This is a genomic window from Methylosarcina fibrata AML-C10 (assembly GCF_000372865.1).
GTDB classification, from domain to species: domain Bacteria; phylum Pseudomonadota; class Gammaproteobacteria; order Methylococcales; family Methylomonadaceae; genus Methylosarcina; species Methylosarcina fibrata.
This window is the reverse complement of sequence record NZ_KB889965.1, coordinates 3197947-3216567: the sequence shown is the minus strand read 5'-3', so window position 1 is coordinate 3216567 and position 18621 is coordinate 3197947. Positions and strand designations below refer to the sequence as shown.

Here is an 18621-nt window from a genome sequence, read left to right as displayed (position 1 = left end):
TGTTAGGGGGCTGGGCCGTAGAAGACCTGCCCGGTTTCAAAACCGGGCAGGTCTTCCTTATCGTAGTGGTAGGGTACGCACCGCGTACCATTAGGAGCTTGATATTCAGTATGTCTTGATAAAGGTACGCGGTGCGTACCCTACCACTGCCATTCAAGGCTTCATGTTCAAGAGCTCCTGAACGAACGGAGAGACGGACTGCAGGACCACGCCCTGGTTCATCAGCCGGTGCAGCAGCCTGATGCCTCGGGTATCGACGAAGCTGACCGCGGCGACGTCGATGTACATGCAGCCGGGTATCGTACCTAGGCCGCTGACGGCGGTTTCCAGTTCCTTGACCCACGGACCCACCAAACGCCCCTCGACGACCAGCAGTCTTTCGGCCGACGCATTCTCTACGGAAGTAATTTTAAGCATGATTGTCTGGTTTCCTATCGTTCATAACATAACAATCGACAGGCGAAATGCATGCCAGGTGCCCCGGTTGAATAAAATTAAAGAACAATCGCTTGTTTTTTCGTCACCTTATCGGTTCCAACTCGTCTGTAAGGAGAGTCTTTCGGCAGCGCTTGTCCTCAATTATTGACGGCCTCTGCAACTATTGGCGGGATTCTCTGGCAATGTTCAGTTTTTTCATCCGATAGCGGAGCGTGCTGGGATTCAGGCCCAGTATCCTGGCGGCGCCTTTTTCGCCTTCGACGATCCAGCCGGTCTGTTCCAGCACGGCTTCGATGTGTTGTTTTTCGACCGCTTCCAGCCGGCCGTCTTCCGGCATGGACAGCGGAATTCCGGCGGCCGGAGCCGATCCGGGCAGCAGGCCCGAATCGATTTCGAGGATCGGGTCGTCGCAAAGAATGATGGCGCGTTCGACGACGTTTTCCAGTTCCCGGATATTGCCGGGCCAGTGGTAGGCGTGCAGGCGGCGCAGCGAGGCCTCGCCGATGCCTTCGACACGCTTGTCCAGCCGCCTGGAAAACTTGTTGATCAGATAGGACACCAGCAATGGAATGTCTTCGGTTCGCTCCCTTAACGGCGGGGTGAACACCGGAAAAACGTTGAGCCGGTAATAGAGATCGTCCCGGAAGGTTTTTTCCGCAACCGCCTGCAAGAGATTGCGGTTGGTGGCGGCGATGACGCGCACGTCGACCTTGATCGGCGCGTGGCCGCCGACGCGTTCGAATTCCCGCTCCTGAAGCACGCGCAGCAGCTTGACCTGGGTTTCCAGCGGAATTTCTCCGATTTCGTCGAGAAAAATGGTGCCGCCGTCGGCCAGCTCGAACCGGCCCGTGCGTTTGGCGATGGCGCCGGTGAAGGCGCCTTTCTCATGCCCGAACAGCTCGCTCTCGACCAGGCCGGCGGGCAGTGCCGCGCAATTGATCTTGATCAGCGGCTTATCGCGGCGTTTGCTGGCCGAATGGATCGCGCGCGCAATCAATTCCTTGCCGGTTCCCGACTCGCCCTGAATCAGCACCGAGGCGTCGGTGGCCGCCACCCGGCGGACGTAATTCAGCACCGCCTGCATCGGCGCGCTGCGTCCGACGATTTCCTCGAAATTATGGACGGCCTTGATTTCTTCCTGCAGATACTGGTTTTGCGCCCTGAGCCGGGCTTGTTCCTGTTCCATCAGCACCCGTTCGGTAATGTCGATGAACATCGTGCGGGTGTACTGGCCGCCGGGATCGGGCTTCGACCACCACTGGATCCAGACCGGCTTGCCGTTGTCCCGCCGGCGAAGTTCCAGCACCACGCCGCTGGTGTCGGTGCCCCGGCCCACCGAAGCGAAAGCCTCCCTGACCCGCCGCTGCGCATCGGGCGTATCGGGAATGAACGAGAGGCCGACGGTGCCCGGAACCTGCTCCGGAGTAATGCCGAGAATCTTCATCGCCGCCCGGTTGGCGCTGATGAACCTCGATTCAAGGTCTTCGTGAACATAGGCGATCGGCGCTTCGTCGAACAGGTCGCGGAAACGCTGCTCGCTGAGCCGCAGTTGTTCGGCGGTTCGCAGCCGGCTCAGTTCGGCCGAGGCTCGGGCGGCGAATATTTTGAAGGTATACAGAAGCCCCGGAGCTGGGGGCATCTCACGCTCGTCGAAAATCGCCAGATGCCCCAGCACTTCGCCGTCGTTGTTCATCAAGGGAACGCCGAGATAGCTTTCCACGCCCTGTTCTTTGGGGAACCGTTTCCAGACGCCGACGGGATGATGGCACAGCCGTCCCTGAACGACGTCCTCGCAGGGCGTGCCCGCCAGATCCCATTCCCGGTTCTCGACGAATTCGCCGTTCATCCAGAGCGCCAGGGTCCTGACCCTGGACTTCGACTCGGCGAATTCGGCGATAAACGCGTTGGCCACTCCGGTCGCAAGGCTCAAGTTGCCGACCAGCGCATGAAAAAACTCTTCCCCGGTCGCCTGCGCCGTGCCTTCCACAATGGCCCGCAATACTTCCGGTTCCACTTTATCCATGACCGGTTCCGGGCCGAGGACGGAGGAAAAAAGGTCCGTGGAACTGTTCAGCATCGAGCGTCACCCGGGAAATAAAAATAAAAAACAAGCCGTAGGCTCTTTTTGTTCAGGGAATCGGGGCATCGGCTTCCTACGGTCCATGGGATCATGCAGACCGTTCGGACAACCGTAAGGATTTTCGATTCATCTTATGCTTTAACCCGCCGGACATCAACCCGCAATTATTTGCGGCGGCCACGACAAATGGCGGCTCGAAATACATCCGGGCATTGGATTTGAGTCGTAAGTATTAGTGCAAGCCATTGTATTTAAGCTAAAAAAGGCAGTTTTAACCGGATTGGCACAGCCGTTGCTTTATCTTGTTTGCCCGGTTTAAAACCGGGGTTCCCTTAAATTGATCACTAACGGAGAAAACTCATGAACAACGTAAAAAGCCTCATCACCACCTCTCTGGCGGCCGTTATCGCGGCCGGCGCCGTGGGCGGCTTCTCTTCTTCGGCGTTGGCCGCGGAAAAGGCAGACCTTGAAAAATGTTACGGCGTTGCCCAGGCGGGCAAAAACGATTGCAAGACGTTGTCCAATGCCTGCGCCGGCCATTCTTTAAAGGACGGCCAGGAAGATGCTTTTATCGCTTTGCCGAAAGGAACCTGCGAGCGGATCGTCGGCGGCCGTCTGGAAGCTTCCCGGGCGGAAGCCCAATAGGAGCGGGCCATGGCGCAGCCCATCCCTTCCGCTCGCGCCCGCACGTCGGTTCCGGCTTCGGCCGGAATCGGATTGAGGCCTTCGCATTACCAGGAAATTCTCGAGCAAAGACCGGCGGCAGCGGCGTGGTTTGAAGTGCACAGCGAAAATTATTTCGGGCGGGGCGGCGAGCCTCTGTTCTTTCTGGAAAAGATCCGGGAAGACTATCCCATAAGCCTGCACGGCGTCGGCATGTCGCTGGGTTCGACGGATGCCCTGGACCGGCCGCATTTGCAGAGGCTAAAGCGTCTGGTCGACCGGATCGAGCCGGGGCTGGTGTCGGAACATCTGTCCTGGAGCTCGTTCGGCGGCGTGTTCCTCAACGATCTGTCGCCTTTGCCCTACACCGACGAGACGCTTGGCCATCTGGCCCGGCGCATCGACCGGGTACAGGAGTTTCTGGGCCGGCAGATCTTGCTCGAAAATCCGTCGAGTTATCTGGAATACCTGGATTCGACCTATGCGGAATGCGAGTTTCTGTCGGAACTTTCAAGGCGAACGGGTTGCGGGATTCTGCTCGACATCAACAACGTGTACGTGTCCTGCCGGAATCACGGCAGGAACGCTCTGGATTATCTTCGCCGCATTCCGCCCGAACGCGTCCTGGAAATCCATCTGGCGGGGCACGCCGTTAACCGTTGGGCGGGAAGGGAAATCGCGATAGACACGCACGATCGTCCGGTTTGCGAGGACGTCTGGCGCCTGTATGAAGCCGCCCTGCGGCTCATGGGACCTAAGCCGGTGCTGATCGAATGGGATGCCGATCTGCCGCCGCTGGCCGTTCTGCTGCAGGAAGCGGCGAAAGCGCAAGCATTGATGGGAGGCCGGTATGAACAGGTTGCATGAATTGCAGCGGGAATTTACCGGCTTCGTGTTCGAAGAGCAGGAGAGTGTTCCGTTCGGCGTCCGGTCGAACGGAATCGAGCCGGCCCGGCGGCTGGCGATCTACCGCAACAATACGATGCAGGGTCTGACGGAAGCGCTCTGCGGCGTGTATCCCGTGATCCACAAACTGGTCGGCGGCGATTTTTTCCTGCGCCTCGGCCGGGATTATGTCCGCCGGCATCCGCCCCGTTCGGGCTGTCTTTTGACCTTCGGACGGAAGTTTCCGGAATTTCTGGAAAGCTATCGGCCTGCCGGAGGTCTGCCTTACCTTGCCGATACGGCGAGGCTGGAGTGGTATCGGCACGAGGCTTACCACGAAGCGGACGGCGTCGGGCTTAACGCCGACGCGTTGGCGCAGGTTCCGGAGACGTCTTACGGCCGCCTCGGCTTCCGGCTGCATCCGGCGGTGCGCCTTTTGGCTTCCGATTATCCGATTGAGCGCATCTGGCGGGCCAATCAGGAAGACCGTCCCGACGACGGCCCGATCGACCTGAACGAGGGCGGCTGCCGGCTGTTGGTGTTCCGGCCGGTTTGGGCGGTGGCGATGGAGACGCTGGACGTCGGCCGATGCCGTTTTCTGACCGGATTGCAGTCGGGGCTGCCGCTGATGCAGGCCGTTTCGGAGGCGTGCCGGAAAGATCCCGGGTTCGACGTGGCGGAAACGCTTCGGTTCTGCTTCGAGAAAGGGCTTTTCACCGGTTTTTATTCGGTTTAACCAAGAGGATATGCCAATGAATACGTCTATGTATACTCCATTTGCAACCCGCACGGCCTTGCTGGCGGGAGAGCTGAAAAAAGTGATCGCCTGGCTGGATTTTGCCGCGCCCGTCGCCGATCTGTTATTGAGAGTCTGGGTAGCCTATGCCTTCTGGGTGGCGGGCACGACAAAAATTCAAACCTGGGACAGTACCCTTTATCTGTTTGAAAACGAATACGCCGTCCCTCTGCTGCCGCCGGACGCGGCCGCTTGGCTCGGCACTTTCGTCGAACTGGTGTTTCCGGTGCTGCTGGCCCTGGGACTGGCGGGACGGTTCGCCGCGCTGGTCCTGTTCTGCTACAACGTCGTCGCGGTGATTTCCTATCCCGATCTCGGCGCGGCGGGGCTCGAGCAGCACAAGGTCTGGGGCCTCATGCTGCTGGCCGCCCTGCTGCACGGACCCGGCAAATTGTCGCTGGATTACTGGATCGGCAAACATTTTTTCGATAACGGCCGTTGACCGCCCGAGAGCGTCCGGCTTCATTCCATCGATCTTAACAGGAAGCCATTGTATGAACATTCCTAACGATTATCGGCCCCTGACCGGCCAGCGGGCCATCGTGACCGGCGCCAATACCGGCATCGGAGCGGCCGTCGCCGAAGCCCTGGCCCATGCCGGCGCCAAGGTCGTCATCAACTATTTGTCGGGGCTGGATCAGGCGGAAACCCTGGCTCGCCGTATTCGCGGCAGGGACGGGGATGCGATCGTCTTCGAAGCCGACGTCAGCCGGGAAGATCAGGTCAAAGCCATGTTCCGGACGGCCGTGGAACATTGGGGCAGTGTGGACATTCTGGTCAACAACGCCGGTTTGCAGCAGGATGCCGCCCTGGTCGACATGAGCCTGGAACAATGGAACAAGGTCATCGAGGTGAATCTGACCGGTCAGTTTCTTTGCGCCCGGGAGGCGGCCCGGGAGTTTCTCCGGCGCGGCCGCGTGCCGGAACTTTCCCGGTCGACGGGGAAAATCATCTGCATGTCTTCCGTGCACGACGTCATCCCCTGGGCCGGCCATGCCAATTACGCCGCGTCCAAAGGCGGCGTCGGCATGCTGATGAAAACGCTGGCGCAGGAACTGGCCGTGCATAAAATCCGGGTGAACGGCATTTCGCCGGGCGCGATCAAGACGCCGATCAATTACGAGGCCAGGGATACGCAGGAAGAAGTCGAGGCTCTGCTGAAGCTGATTCCGTACCGGCGCATCGGCGAGCCGGAAGACGTTGCCAGAGCGGCGGTCTGGCTGGCTTCCGACGAGTCGGACTATGTCACGGGCGCCACTTTGTACGTCGACGGCGGCATGACATTGTATCCGGGCTTTGAAGGCGGAGGATGAGATGGACAGCGTCTCGAGGCTTCCGTATGAACGGCAAGGTCAGATTAAGGCGTTTCCGGTGAATTACGACGTTATCGTCATCGGTTCGGGCGCCGGCGGCTGTGCGGCCGCCTACCGTCTGGTCAAAGCCGGAAAAAAAGTGCTGCTGGTGGAAAAGGGGAAGGCTCTGCCGAGTGACGGCTCGACTCTCGATTTCAGAAAAGTGATCGAAAGCGGAGTCTTCAAGAGCAAGGAGCCCTGGCTGGACAGAAACGACCGGCGCTTTGTCCCGGAAGAATATTTCAACCTGGGCGGGAAAACCAAATGGTACGGAGCGGCCCTGCTCCGGTTCGACCGCAGCGAATTCGAACCTCAGACGGGCTTTAAATGCCTGGGTTGGCCCTTGTCCTACCGGGATCTGGAGCCTTACTACGCCGAGGCCGAAGCATTGCTTGGAGTGCGCTGTTTCGACGTCGAACCGGACCTGAAAAACTTGCTGGACCGAGTCAATCGGCAAGAGAGCGGCTGGCGCAGCCGGCCTCTGCCGCTGGCGTTAAAGCCGGCCATTCTGGGCGAAGCCCACGAAGTCAGCCATTTTGACGGGTTCGCTTCGTGCCGGGGGCTGAAAGCCGACGGCGAACACGTTTTTCTGAAACAAATTCAGGGAGCCGGCAATTTCGAATTGATCACCGGCCAGGTGGTAGCCCGGTTGATCGCCGACCCGTCCGATCCGCTCCGGATAGCCGGAGTCGAGCTCGAAGACGGCCGGCACTGCCGGGCGGGCGGCGTCGTGTTGGCGGCCGGCGCCCTGCATTCGCCGAGGCTGCTGCAGGATTATCTCGAGTTCCACGGTCTGGCGGCGAGGCTGCCTTGTGCGAAAAGCGTCGGACGTTATTTCAAACGTCATCTGCTGACCGCCATGATGGCGCTGTCGCCCGGAAAAAAGAGCGACAGGCTGCGGAAAACCGTTCTGTGGCTGAACGACGAGTTTCCGCACGGCAGTATTCAGCCTTTGGGATTCGGCGAGGACGTGCTGAGCGCATTGATTCCGGGCTTTCTGCCCAGGCGGATGGCACGGCCGTTGGCAGCGCGCGCCTATGGCTTCTTTCTGCAGACCGAGGACGGTTCGGATGCGGATAACCGGATTTATGCGGCAGGAAGCAACGGCGAGGCCCGCTGGCCGAAACTGGACTACGATCCCGAACGGTTTCCCGAGTTGATGCTGGAGCATGAAAGGATGATCCGGAGTTTCCGCCGGGCATTGCGCGGGGCGGGCTGCCTCAGCTTCATCCAATCCGTGCCTCTGGCCGGCACGGCGCATGCCTGCGGCACCCTGCTGGCCGGTGAGGATCCGGCCCGCTCCGTGGTCGACCGCAACGGGAAAGTTCACGGTCTGGATAACCTGTATGCCGTGGACGGCAGCATCCTGCCGCGCAGCAGCCGCGTCAATCCGGCCTTGACGATTTATGCCTGGGCCTTACGTACGGCCGATCACATCGCCGGGAGAATTCCGGCATGACCGGCTGTCCATTCGATGACTTTGGGCGCGGGATCGGCGATGTTCCGGCCGGTCCCGATTCGACGGAAGGCGACAAGGCAATTCCGATCCTAATCAGAACAGCGGAGTATTACCATGATCTTTAACAGCATCGACCCAGAACGGCAACGGCTTGAAAATCAACGGCTGGGCAGGCAAAACTGGCGTCTGTGGGGGCCTTATCTGGCGGAACGGGCCTGGGGCACGGTCCGGGAAGATTACAGTCCGGACGGTTCGGCCTGGGAATATTTTTCTCACGATCAGGCCCGCTCCCGCGTCTACCGCTGGAACGAGGACGGGCTCGGCGGCATCTCGGATGAAAAACAACGGCTGTGCTTCGCCCTGGCGCTGTGGAACGGCCAGGATCCGATCCTGAAGGAGCGCCTGTTCGGCCTGACCGGCGCCGAGGGCAACCACGGCGAAGACGTCAAGGAATATTATTTTTACGACGAGGCGACGCCGAGCCACAGTTATCTGAAATATCTCTACAAATACCCCCAGGCCGCCTATCCGTATCGGCAACTGGTGGTGGAAAACCAACGGCGCAGCCGGCACGACCCGCCGTTCAGCCTGCTCGACACGGGCGTGTTTGCCGGCAACCGGTACTGGGACGTCGCCATCGAATACGCCAAGGCCGCGACCGATAAAATCCATATCCGGGTGTCCCTCTTCAATCGCGGCCCGGACGATGCGGTTCTCCACGTGCTGCCGACTTTGTGGTTCCGTAACACCTGGAGCTGGCAAGCGGCGGAATCGGACAAGCCTTGCCTAGAAAGGGAAGATCCCGAAAGCGGCGCCTGGACGATCAAGTCCTCGCATCCGCACCTTGGCGAATATCGGCTGCACGGCCTGCAACCGGCCGAGCTTCTGTTTACCGAGAATGAAAGCAACGGCCGGCGCTTGTGGGGCTGCGCCGATTCATCGGCCTTCGTCAAAGACGGGTTTCATCGCCGCGTGATCGAGGGCGAGACCGGAGCCGTGAATCCGGCGCTGACCGGCACCAAAAGCGCCGCCTGGACCGTGCTGACCGTTCCCGCAGGCGGCATGCGCCGCATCGATATGGTGCTTACGGCCGGCCTTGAAAGCGATCCTTTCGAAGGCGCCGCCGCGGTATTCGCACGGCGGCTTAAAGAAGCCGACTGCTTTTATGAGAGTATTCTGCCGGAAGCGGACGAACATGATCGGCGCCTTTTTCGCCAGGCCATGGCCGGCATGATCTGGTCCAAACAGTTCTTCCATTACGACGTATTGCGCTGGCTGCAGGGCGACCGCGTGCCGGCTCCGGACCGCCGCAAGTCCGGCCGTAACAGGTGCTGGACGCATCTTCGGGCCGGCGACGTGCTGTCGATGCCCGATACCTGGGAATATCCCTGGTTTGCGGCGTGGGATCTGGCTTTTCACTGCATGGCGTTCGCGCTGATCGATCCGGACTTCGCCAAGGACCAGATCGAGCTGCTTCTGAAGGAAACCTACTTCCATCCGAACGGCCAGATTCCCGCTTACGAATGGGCGTTCGAGGACGTCAATCCGCCGGTGCACGCGCTGGGCGCACTGCAGGTGTTCCGCATGGAGCGGCAGCAGCGCTGCCGGGGCGATCGCAATTTTCTGCAGCGGGTTTTTCATAAACTGTTGATGAATTACGCCTGGTGGATCAACAGCAAGGACAAGGACGGGCTCAACGTGTTCGAAGGCGGTTTTCTGGGGCTGGACAACATCTCGGTCTTCGATCGCTCTTTGCGCTTGCCCGAAGGCTACGCGCTGAAGCAGTCCGATGCCACCGGCTGGATGGCGATGTTCGCGCTGAACATGACCGTGATGGCGCTGGAGCTGGCGGTCGAAGACCCCGATTACGAAGATACGGCGATCCAGACCTACGAACAGTTTCTCAACATCGCCAATACCATCGGCGGCCATACCGGCACCGGGGTTTCGCTCTGGGATCCGGAAGACGGATTCTTCAAGGACTTGCTGGTGGCGCCCGACGGACGTTATCATCGGCTCCACGTGTACTCGTGGGTGGGGCTGATTCCGTTGTTCGCCTGCGAGGTCGTGGACGAGCGTCTGCTCGGGAAGGTGCCGCGCTTTCGTGCCTTGCTTGACCGGCACGGAGGCGGCGTGTTTCACGGCCATGCCATCTGCGCCTGCCCGGCGCACAAAAACGAGCGCGGCGAGCATCTCTTGTCGCTGGTCGATCATACGATGCTGCCGTCTATTATCCGGCGTTTGTTCGACGAACGGGAATTTCTGTCGCCTTACGGCATCCGCAGCGTCAGCCGCATCCACGCCGAACGCCGCGATCTGGGCGTCTTGCCGGGCATCGGACAGGCTTTGATCGAGTACGTGCCGGGCGAGTCCAACTCGGCCCTGTTCGGCGGCAATTCCAACTGGCGCGGGCCGGTCTGGCTGCCGACCAATTACGTGTTGATGCTGGCGCTGGAAAAATTTTACCGGTTTCTCGGAGACGGCTTTACCGTCGCCGCGCCCGATCTTGGCGAAAAAGAGCTGACCCTGAGCCGGATCGTCGACTGCCTGGCGCGGCGCATGACCGAGCTCTACCGGCCCGATGCGGACGGCCGGCTGCCGGCATTTGCGGCGGACAGCCCCTGGCAATCCGATCCCCATTGGCGCGGCCACTTGCTGTTCTACGAATATTTTCACGGCGACAACGGTCTGGGCCTCGGCGCATCGCATCAGACCGGCTGGACCGGACTTCTGGCCAATCTGGTCATGCGCTGCCACGGTTACGACATCGCCGGCTTTGATACCGGGGCTGAAGCGCATCCCTTATTATCTCTTGTTGACGGAGGAAAGCCTTCATGAACGCTGCCGTTTCCATGTCTCGAAACGGCGTTCCCGAAAGGAGCGCCGGCATCGCCGTCTGTCCGTGTTGCGGCGGCGAGAATGCCGAGCACGCCGCATTCTGCGGCAATCCTTACTTCATTACTTTGCCTCTGGTCTGGTTTATACTCTGGATCGTCCAGAATCCGGAGCTGTCCAGTCCGATTAACCGTTTCGACGAATATCCTTACAGCCTGCCGGGCATCATGCTTTCCATTGAAGCCATCCTGATTGCCGGTTTTGTATGGATCAGCCGGAACGGTCAGACGGCTTGTTCGGAAAAACGCGCAGAAACGGACGGCGAGGTGATCGTCCGGACTTGCCGGAAACTTGTGGAACTGGAAAGGCACCTGGAGAGACTTAGTAACATAAACCCTCAAGGAGATTGAAGCCATGATCCATCCTGCTCAAACAAAAATAAAATCGGCTGAGATTACGCCGCGCGAGTTGTACTGTTCCAGGCGCAGATTTCTTCAATGGTCGGCCGGCGTTACGGCCGCGGCAATCTGGCCTTCGGGGCTTCTGGCGGGAGAAAAACTGGCGGTGGCCCAATCCTCGAATTATGCCGGATCGGAAGAGTCGACTCCCTACGATAAGGTCACCCAATACAATAATTTCTATGAATTCGGCACCGGCAAAGAAGATCCCGCGGCAAACGCGGGCCGTCTGAAAACCAGGCCGTGGACGGTGGCCGTTGAAGGCGAAGTACACAAACCCGCCGTATTCGACATCGAACGGATTCTCAAGATGGCGCCCCTGGAAGAAAGGATTTACCGGATGCGCTGCGTCGAAGGCTGGTCCATGGTGATACCCTGGATCGGGTTTCCGCTGGCCGAGCTGATCAAACAGGTCGAACCGACCGGCAACGCCAAATTCGTCGAATTCATCAGTCTGCACGACCCGGAGCAAATGCCCGGGCAACGCTCGTCCGTACTGAACTGGCCTTACCGGGAAGGACTGCGCATCGATGAAGCGATGCATCCGTTGACTCTATTGACCGTCGGCCTTTACGGCGAAGTCCTGCCCAACCAGAACGGGGCTCCCGTGCGCATCGTGGTGCCCTGGAAATACGGCTTCAAAAGCGCCAAGTCGATCGTCAAAATCCGTTTCGTCGAAATGCAGCCGATTTCCAGTTGGACCGAGGCCGGTCCCGACGAATACGGGTTTTATTCCAACGTCAATCCCGACGTCCCCCATCGGCGCTGGAGCCAGGCCAAGGAGCGGCGCATCGGCGAATTTTTCAAACGGAACACGTTGCCTTTCAACGGCTATGCCGAGCAGGTGGCGCATCTTTACGCCGGCATGGATCTGATTAAAAATTTTTAATGTTATGACTCACAAATCACCGAACAATAAAACGATGGCCCGCCTGAAGACCGGGCTGTTCATTCTGGCGCTGGCGCCTCTGGCCAATCTGGTCGCGGGCGCCTGTCTGGACGGTCTCGGCGCCAACCCGATCGAAAAGATCACCCGCTCGACCGGTTACTGGACGCTGGCGTTTCTTATGATCACGCTCGCCGTGACGCCGCTGAGGAAGCTTTCGGGCTGGAACTGGCCGGTGCGGATGCGGCGCATGGTGGGTCTTTTCGCTTTTTTTTACGGCAGCCTGCATTTTTTGACTTATCTCGCACTGGACCAGTTTTTCGACTTCCCGGCAATCCTTGCCGATATTGTCAAGCGACCCTACATCACCGTCGGTTTTTCGTCTTTCGTGTTGATGATGCCTCTGGCCGTGACTTCGACCGATCGCATGATCCGCAGGCTGGGCGGCAAACGCTGGAAATGGTTGCACCGCCTGGTGTATCCGATTGCCGCCGGCGGCGTTGTGCATTACTGGTGGCTGGTCAAGAAAGACGTTTCCGAACCGCTGACGTTCGCCGTGATCCTGGGCGTACTGCTCGGCATTCGGCTGATCTCTCCGGCCGTGAATTTTATAAGACCGGTCATGGACCGGCTGGCGGCGGGCCTAATTTGCGGCATCGATTACTTGAGGGATCGCCTGACGCCGTTTCACGATTAAACCGGATCAGCGGAAAGGCGGCCAGCTTTTATCCAGTGCCTGCCAGATGCCCAGGGTCGACGCTTTCCGGACCCGCTGAATCGCGCGCCGTTTTTGCAGCATGTGGGGCAACCCTTTAAGCGCGTCGCGTTTGGCTTTCAGCATCACCCGTCCCCGTCCGCGCAAGGCAAAATAGGCCACCGAGACGAGGTTGAGCAACATATGCAACGGCAGCAACCCCCAGAACAGCAGGCCGGGCATGTTTTTGACGAAGGTCCAGACCAGATTGCGGTGACCGTGATACACCGAAAAATCGCTGTGCTGTCCGCCGGTGGTCGCCGAGCCGACGTGATGCACGACGGCGTCGGGCACGTAGAGCGCCTTGTAACCGGCAAGACGCAGGCGGAAGCCCAGATCGACGTCTTCGACGTAGCAGAAAAAGTCGCCGTCGAAGCCGCCGACGGACAGCAGCGCTTCGCGCCGGTATAAGGCCGCGCAGGCGCACGGGGAAAAAATTTCGCACGGCAACTCGTCCTGTTTCCGGTAAGGCTGCCCTTTGCCCCGCCGCCAGACTTTGCCGCTGAGATGATAGACGTCGCCGGTGCCGTCCAGAACGTCGAAAGAGTCCGCCGCCATCTGCCGGGAGCCGAAAGCGGCAAACTCCGGGTGGAGACGGGCGGCGGCGAGCAGTTTTTCGAGCCAGTCGGGCTCCGGCAAGGCGTCGGGGTTCAGCAAGGCGACAAAGTCCGTGGCGCAGTCCTTGAACGCCTCGTTATTGCCGCCGGCAAAGCCGAGGTTGCGTCCCATTTCGCGCAGCTCGACGTTCGGCCATTGCCCGGCGCCTTCGGCCGAGCCGTCGCGGCTGCCGTTGTCGACGACCAGAATTTTGTCGGGCGGCACCGTTTGCCGGGCCAGAGCGCTCAGACACCGTTTCAGCAGATCGCCGCTGTTCCAGTTGACGATTACAACGGTAACGCCCGGAGCGGAGTGAGCTTGCCCGGATGGCTTCAAGAGCGTCCCCAGACGGCCAAGAGCTCGTCCACGTAAACCGCTGTCGATTTGGGCGGTTTGGCCTGGGCGCTCAACGCGACGGTCAGTCCGGGTTCGTCGATCAGACGACGCAGCCGCAAAGCCAGGGCTTCGGCATCGCCTGCCGCAAAGAGCAGGCCGTTTTTGCCGTCTTCGATGTAGCCGGCGATGCCCGGACAATCGGAAGCGACGACCGGGCAGGCGGACGCCTGGGCCGAGTACACCACCAGCGGCGTATTTTCGTGCCACAGCGAAGGCACGACCAGCGCGTCGAGCTCGGCCATGACTTCGGCGACGGCCGAGTTGGGAAAGGTGCCGAGAAATTCGATGTCGCGGCGGCCGCCCGCGATGGCCTTCAGCTCGGCCGTATAATCGGCAAACTGCCCGGTATCGCCGTAAATTCTGAGCACGGCCTGCCCTTCCGGCAGCGCATGGAAGGCTTTCAATAGAACGTGACAGCCTTTGTGCGGGATCAGCGTGCCGATATAGCCGATCCGGAAAGGCCGCCTCGGCGCTTTCCGGGCCGGTCTCGAAATCCCCTGCCGGTCGGCGATGCCGTAGGCGGATTCGACGATCAGCTCCGGCCGCACGCCGTAGCGGATCAGCAGGTCCTTCATCAGCCGGTTGGGCGCCACCAGCGCCCGCAGACGGTTGAGTCTTCCGACGTTGGTTTCCAGGCGCAGGCTCAGGGCGGCCAGTTCCCGTCCGTAGCCGCCTTTCGGCAGACATCCTTTTCCGGCGAGATAGCCTATTCCCTCCATGCATGTATCGGGAATCCGGTCGACGGCCGCGGCCAGCATTCCGCCGGTCTGTTGCAGCGCCAGATGCTTGATGCAGTTGCCGGCGTAGCGGCTAGGTCCAGGGCAGGCTTGGCCGTTCGGAAGGACCATCTGCGCCGTTTTGCAGACGGTCCAGAAATCGGTCGGCGTGAAATAGGCGGGAATGCCGGCATTTGCCGCTTCTTCGATCAGGCCCGTGCCCAGCCGGTTGAAATGGAAAAAATGCACGAGGTCCGGCTTGAATCGCCCGAGAATCCGCCCGAAGCCCCTGGCCGCCAGACGGTTGTCGTAACTCAGCGCCAGCAGCGAGCTTTGTCCGCCCATCGGCCGATAGGCATGACGGAAACGGTAGACCGGAATATCGTCGAAAAGATAGTCGTCGAACCGCTCCTCGTCGGCCAGTTCGGCCGGATCGGGATGAGCCGCAAGAATCCGCACCTCGTGGCCGCGGCGTTGCAGCTCCTTCGCGACCGAATGGGTGAGCACTTCGGTTCCGGAGCCGTACGCCGGGAAGAACTGATGAACCGTCAACAAAATCCGCATCTTTAAATTCAGCTCCGCCGGCCTTCGGCTATTTCGTTCTCCATCCAGGCCAGGGTCCTGACGATGCCGTCGTGCAGCGGCACGGCCGGCTGCCAGCCCAGTTCCTGCCGGGCCAGGGCGTTGCTCAGAATGCTGACCGGCACGTCGAAACTGCGGCCCGGCAGATAGCGGCGTTGAATCGGCCGGGCGAGCAGGTTTTCCAGAAGGTCCAGCAACTCGTTCAGGCTGGTGCCTTTGCCCGAGCTGATATTGAAAATATTTTTGTCGCCTTGGTACTCGACCGCCTTGACGAACGCTTCCGCGACGTCGCTGACGTACAGATAGTCGCGAACCACGCTGCCGTCGCCCCAGATTTCGATGGGCCGGCCGCTGAGCGCCCGGTGCAGGAAAACGCCGACGGCGCCCTGGGCGGTCTCGACGCGCTGGCGCTCGCCGAACGGGTTGGCCACCCGGAGAATCACCGCTTTAATGCCGTGCATTTTCTCGTACAGCAACAGGTATTTTTCGATGGCGAGCTTGGTGATGCCGTAGGAAACGTTGGGATTGGTCGGATGGCGTTCGTCGATCGGCAAATACTCCGGGTTTCCGTAGATCGTGCCGCCGGAAGAGATGAACACGATTTTTTTGACCCGATGCGTCACCATCGTGTTGAGCATCTGCAGACTGCCGACCAGATTGCTCTGGACGTCGTAGATCGGATCATCGCTGGAGTTTTTCGGCAGCGTCGTGGAGACCAGGTGCAGTACGACGTCGGCTCCCTGAATTGCGTCGCTCAGATCGTGATTGCTGAGCAGGTCGCCGGTGATCCATTCCACCCGTTCGTGGGCCTCGAAGGAGCGGTACAAGGGAATGCGGGGCCGTTCGAAGATCCTGACCGAATGGCCCGAGCGCAGCAAATGGTCGGCGATATGCGAGCCGATAAAACCGCCGCCTCCGAAAATGACGCATTTCAGTTGTGTGTCGGCAGTCTGGATCGTCATCTCGGAGCGGCTTTATTGTTTATGATTGGGCGGCAGGTGGGTGGTCGATTCGGTGTTTCCGCAAGATGGATGGAACTCGCAAAGACTCATTTTTTCACATATTTCCTGTTAAATGAAACAGGGATTAAGAATATATTTGAAAAGTTTCCCGCGCCATCATTTCGATCGTGCGCTCGTAGCGGGTTGTTTCCGACAGCCGGGCCAGAGTGTCGGGCTCTTTCAGCAGGGCTCGCAGCCTGGCTTCCAGATCGTCGACGCTGCCGCGCCGGAAATGATGGCCGTTGACTTCTTCTTCGACGAATTCAGTCATTCCCGCCACGTCGGCGATCAGAACCGGCGTGTGGGTGGCCAGCGCATTCAATAAAACCAGAGGGCTGTTTTCGTACCAGCGCGACGGAACGACCAAAAGATCGACGTCGGCCAAAATGCCGGCCATCGCTTCTTTGGCGAACGTGCCCGGGAAACTTATGGGCGCGCCTGTAGCCGAAGCTCTCAGCCTGGCCATGTAAACGGGGTCCAGATTTTCCGGGCCATAAATTCTCAATTCGGCCGAACCGGGCGGAAGCCGGAGGAAAGCGTCGATCAGAAGATCAACGCCTTTGTGCGGGGCGATCTGGCCGATGAATCCGAGCACCGGCAAGCGGCCTTCGGGGCGCTTGGGTTTGGGGCTCCGGTCGATGTCGACGCCGAACCAGAGGGTATGCAAGGGGACTGTAAACCGGTTGTTCCGGTAGGCGTTTTCGAGAAACCGGGTGGGCGCCACGGCGGCTCGATAAGTTCGGTTGTACAGCTCCGTCAGAGTATCGGGTCGCTCGGCAATGTCTCCGACCAATTGAGTCAGGCGTTGGCCGAAATCTCCCGGCCACTTGCCGGCGAAAGGGGCCAGCCGAGCAATGACGGGCGCGAGCTCCGGAAACGCGGCAGCCCGAAGCCAGGGCTTGGCGGAAGAATAGCGGCGGATCGCTTGCAAATGGCACGCCAGGCAATTGATCCGGGACGGAGAGGGCCCCAGGCAAAGCTCGCCGTCGGCCGCTTCCAGCTTGTTGTTGAGGCAGAAGCCGAAAAAATCGGTCAGGGTCGCATACGTCGGTATGCCGCGCTCAGAGGTGACGTCCAGCAAAACCGCGGTATGGTTGATCAGATGGGTGACGTGGACGACGTCGGGCTTCAGCCCGTCGAGGATTTGTTCCAGTACGGGACGAAGAGCCGGCTGATGGTAGGTGTCCCTGACCCGAGCATCGGGCAGCCTGTTTTTGTCGATGCAAATGACCGGAACGCCCCGGTATTCGTATCGCGTGATCAGTTCGGTCTTCGCCGGTTCGCCCGGAAAAACGGCGGATACGACGGTCACCTGATGCCCCCAGTTTCGGTAATGCCGGGCCAGCTCCAGGGTATAGGTTTCGGTGCCGTAAAAATGATCGGGAAAGAAACAATGGACGAAAAAGGCGATGTTCATGCGCTCTCCTTGCCGAGGGTGCGGCCGATCTCAGCGTAAAGATCGCCGTAGGATTTGATCATGGCCTGCACGCTGAATAGCCGGCGGGCGCGTTCGCGCTGCCTGCGGCCGATGCGCTCCCGAAGCTCGGGGTCGTCCAGAAGGGCCAGCGCAATCCGGGCCAGTGCCTCGGCGTCGCCCGGCGACGCCAGCAGTTGCGGGTCGTCGATGATTTCGCTCAAAGCGCCGGCATCGTAACCGATCACCGGGATGCGCATGTTCATCGCGAAGGAGCTGACCTGGCCGAAACTTTCCTGCCGGACCGGCGCGATGAACAAGGACAGGCGGCGGTAGAGTCCGGGCAGTTGTTCGTAGCCGGCATAGCCGGTAAACTCGAAGCGGTCGGCTACCCGGGCTGCCGTGACCGCCTGCCGGAAGACGGCCAGCAAGGAGCCGCCGCCGACGATCAGGATGCGCGTCATCGGACGTTTCCGGGCGATACGGATGAACGGTTCGATCGCCTGGGGACCGAGCTTGTCGTTCTCAAGCCGGTACACCATGCCGACGCAGTCTTCCGGCAGGGTTTCGCCGTCATTCCGGTCGAACAGGGAAAAGTCCGAGCCCGGATAGATGGTGACGTGCCGGGCGCCGTTTTTGCCATAGGTACGCCGGACGAAGTCGCTGACGTAGACGTAGCGGGCCACCGCATCCGAGAGATAGGGCGCGACCGGCGTATTGATGTTTTCGATGACCGGCAATCCCAGGATTTCCGCTGCCCTGAGGGCTTTGTGATACCAGGGCTCGTCGCGGTTCTCCCAATAGTGAACGTGGACGAAATCGGTTTTGCTGCGCTTAAAAAATTCCAGGAACGGCTTTTCATCGACCGGGTAGCGGTACTCTTCTATTTCCAGGCTCACGTAGGCCGGCGGATCGGGAATATGGCGGGTCATGACGTTTTGCCGGTAGCCGCCCAATTGCTCGATCAGGTCGACCACCAGCCGCGACGAGCCGCCGGTCATGAAATTGGCGATGACGTGGCTAACCCGAGGCGCGTCCGGAGAATCCGTTTCCTGCCGTTTCACCGTATAAGGCGCGGCGGCGTCCTTATTCTTGCTGCTGAATCTGCGAAGGATCGCCCTGCCTTTTTTCAGCCAGGGATACAATCGATTTTTGATCAGCTCGACTGCCGTGATCAGCATGGCCGAGCCTGATCGCCTTTTTTTATTGATGATGGGTTTCATTTTTTTCGAATTCCGCGATGTAAACCCCACTCTCTAAAAATGGGTTCGTCTTCTTGAGTGGCAGGAAAGTATCTATTGATTTTACA

The 18621-nt window shown here is 59.9% G+C and carries 17 protein-coding genes; 10 read left to right on the top strand and 7 right to left on the bottom strand.

Going from position 1 to position 18621, the window contains the following annotated elements; translation table 11 throughout:
- Positions 1-153 precede the first annotated feature (153 nt).
- A complete protein-coding gene (locus A3OW_RS0115075; protein ID WP_020564282.1) occupies positions 154-417 on the bottom strand; it encodes an STAS domain-containing protein in 264 nt (87 codons plus the stop codon).
- 181 nt (positions 418-598) lie between these two features.
- Positions 599-2461 carry a sigma-54-dependent Fis family transcriptional regulator gene (locus tag A3OW_RS0115070; protein ID WP_033412675.1) on the bottom strand — a complete coding sequence of 621 codons (1863 nt, stop codon included), beginning with the start codon at positions 2459-2461 and terminating at the stop codon, positions 599-601.
- Positions 2462-2878: 417 nt separating this feature from the next.
- On the opposite strand from A3OW_RS0115070, the gene A3OW_RS0115065 reads away from it, so the two are divergent.
- From A3OW_RS0115065 to A3OW_RS0115015, 10 genes are all read left to right on the top strand, one after another.
- Positions 2879-3163, top strand: a complete 285-nt coding sequence (locus A3OW_RS0115065) for a BufA1 family periplasmic bufferin-type metallophore (RefSeq protein ID WP_020564280.1) — start codon at positions 2879-2881, stop codon at positions 3161-3163.
- A gap of 9 nt (positions 3164-3172) precedes the next feature.
- A complete protein-coding gene (gene bufB, locus A3OW_RS0115060; RefSeq protein ID WP_020564279.1) occupies positions 3173-4048 on the top strand; it encodes an MNIO family bufferin maturase in 876 nt (291 codons plus the stop codon).
- Positions 4032-4802, top strand: a complete 771-nt coding sequence (locus A3OW_RS25140) for an HvfC/BufC N-terminal domain-containing protein (RefSeq protein ID WP_020564278.1) — start codon at positions 4032-4034, stop codon at positions 4800-4802. The genes bufB and A3OW_RS25140 overlap by 17 nt, the downstream gene beginning before the upstream one ends.
- Before the next feature lie 16 nt (positions 4803-4818).
- Positions 4819-5304 carry a DoxX family protein gene (locus tag A3OW_RS0115050; protein WP_232422391.1) on the top strand — a complete coding sequence of 162 codons (486 nt, stop codon included), beginning with the start codon at positions 4819-4821 and terminating at the stop codon, positions 5302-5304.
- Between the two features lie 52 nt (positions 5305-5356).
- On the top strand, positions 5357-6175 hold the full coding sequence (locus A3OW_RS0115045) for an SDR family oxidoreductase (protein ID WP_020564276.1): 819 nt from the start codon (positions 5357-5359) through the stop codon (positions 6173-6175).
- Between the two features lies 1 nt (position 6176).
- A complete protein-coding gene (locus A3OW_RS0115040) occupies positions 6177-7673 on the top strand; it encodes an FAD-dependent oxidoreductase (RefSeq protein ID WP_020564275.1) in 1497 nt (498 codons plus the stop codon).
- A 114-nt stretch (positions 7674-7787) separates the two neighbouring features.
- Positions 7788-10511: an MGH1-like glycoside hydrolase domain-containing protein gene (locus A3OW_RS0115030; protein WP_020564273.1), complete on the top strand. Its 2724-nt coding sequence runs from the start codon at positions 7788-7790 to the stop codon at positions 10509-10511.
- Complete coding sequence (locus A3OW_RS0115025; RefSeq protein WP_020564272.1) at positions 10508-10918, top strand: DUF1003 domain-containing protein; 411 nt, start codon at positions 10508-10510, stop codon at positions 10916-10918. The genes A3OW_RS0115030 and A3OW_RS0115025 overlap by 4 nt, the downstream gene beginning before the upstream one ends.
- Positions 10919-10922: 4 nt before the next feature.
- Positions 10923-11855 carry a protein-methionine-sulfoxide reductase catalytic subunit MsrP gene (msrP, locus tag A3OW_RS0115020; RefSeq protein WP_020564271.1) on the top strand — a complete coding sequence of 311 codons (933 nt, stop codon included), beginning with the start codon at positions 10923-10925 and terminating at the stop codon, positions 11853-11855.
- Positions 11856-11859: 4 nt separating this feature from the next.
- Positions 11860-12549 (top strand): protein-methionine-sulfoxide reductase heme-binding subunit MsrQ, encoded by a 690-nt coding sequence (locus A3OW_RS0115015; RefSeq protein WP_020564270.1) that lies wholly within the window; start codon positions 11860-11862, stop codon positions 12547-12549.
- Positions 12550-12555: 6 nt separating this feature from the next.
- On the opposite strand, the gene A3OW_RS27500 is transcribed toward A3OW_RS0115015, so the two are convergent.
- From A3OW_RS27500 to A3OW_RS0114990, 5 genes are all read right to left on the bottom strand, one after another.
- Positions 12556-13539, bottom strand: a complete 984-nt coding sequence (locus A3OW_RS27500; RefSeq protein WP_020564269.1) for a glycosyltransferase family 2 protein — start codon at positions 13537-13539, stop codon at positions 12556-12558.
- Entirely contained in the window at positions 13536-14879 is a 1344-nt protein-coding gene (locus A3OW_RS0115005) for a glycosyltransferase family 4 protein (protein WP_020564268.1), read from the bottom strand. Before A3OW_RS0115005 ends, A3OW_RS27500 begins: the two co-directional genes overlap by 4 nt.
- A gap of 8 nt (positions 14880-14887) precedes the next feature.
- On the bottom strand, positions 14888-15859 hold the full coding sequence (locus tag A3OW_RS0115000) for an NAD-dependent epimerase/dehydratase family protein (protein ID WP_020564267.1): 972 nt from the start codon (positions 15857-15859) through the stop codon (positions 14888-14890).
- A 124-nt stretch (positions 15860-15983) separates the two neighbouring features.
- The gene (locus A3OW_RS0114995; RefSeq protein WP_020564266.1) at positions 15984-17315 is read right to left on the bottom strand and encodes a glycosyltransferase family 4 protein; all 1332 of its coding nucleotides are present in this window, start codon (positions 17313-17315) and stop codon (positions 15984-15986) included.
- Entirely contained in the window at positions 17312-18535 is a 1224-nt protein-coding gene (locus A3OW_RS0114990) for a glycosyltransferase family 4 protein (protein WP_020564265.1), read from the bottom strand. The genes A3OW_RS0114995 and A3OW_RS0114990 overlap by 4 nt, the downstream gene beginning before the upstream one ends.
- Positions 18536-18621: the final 86 nt, after the last annotated feature.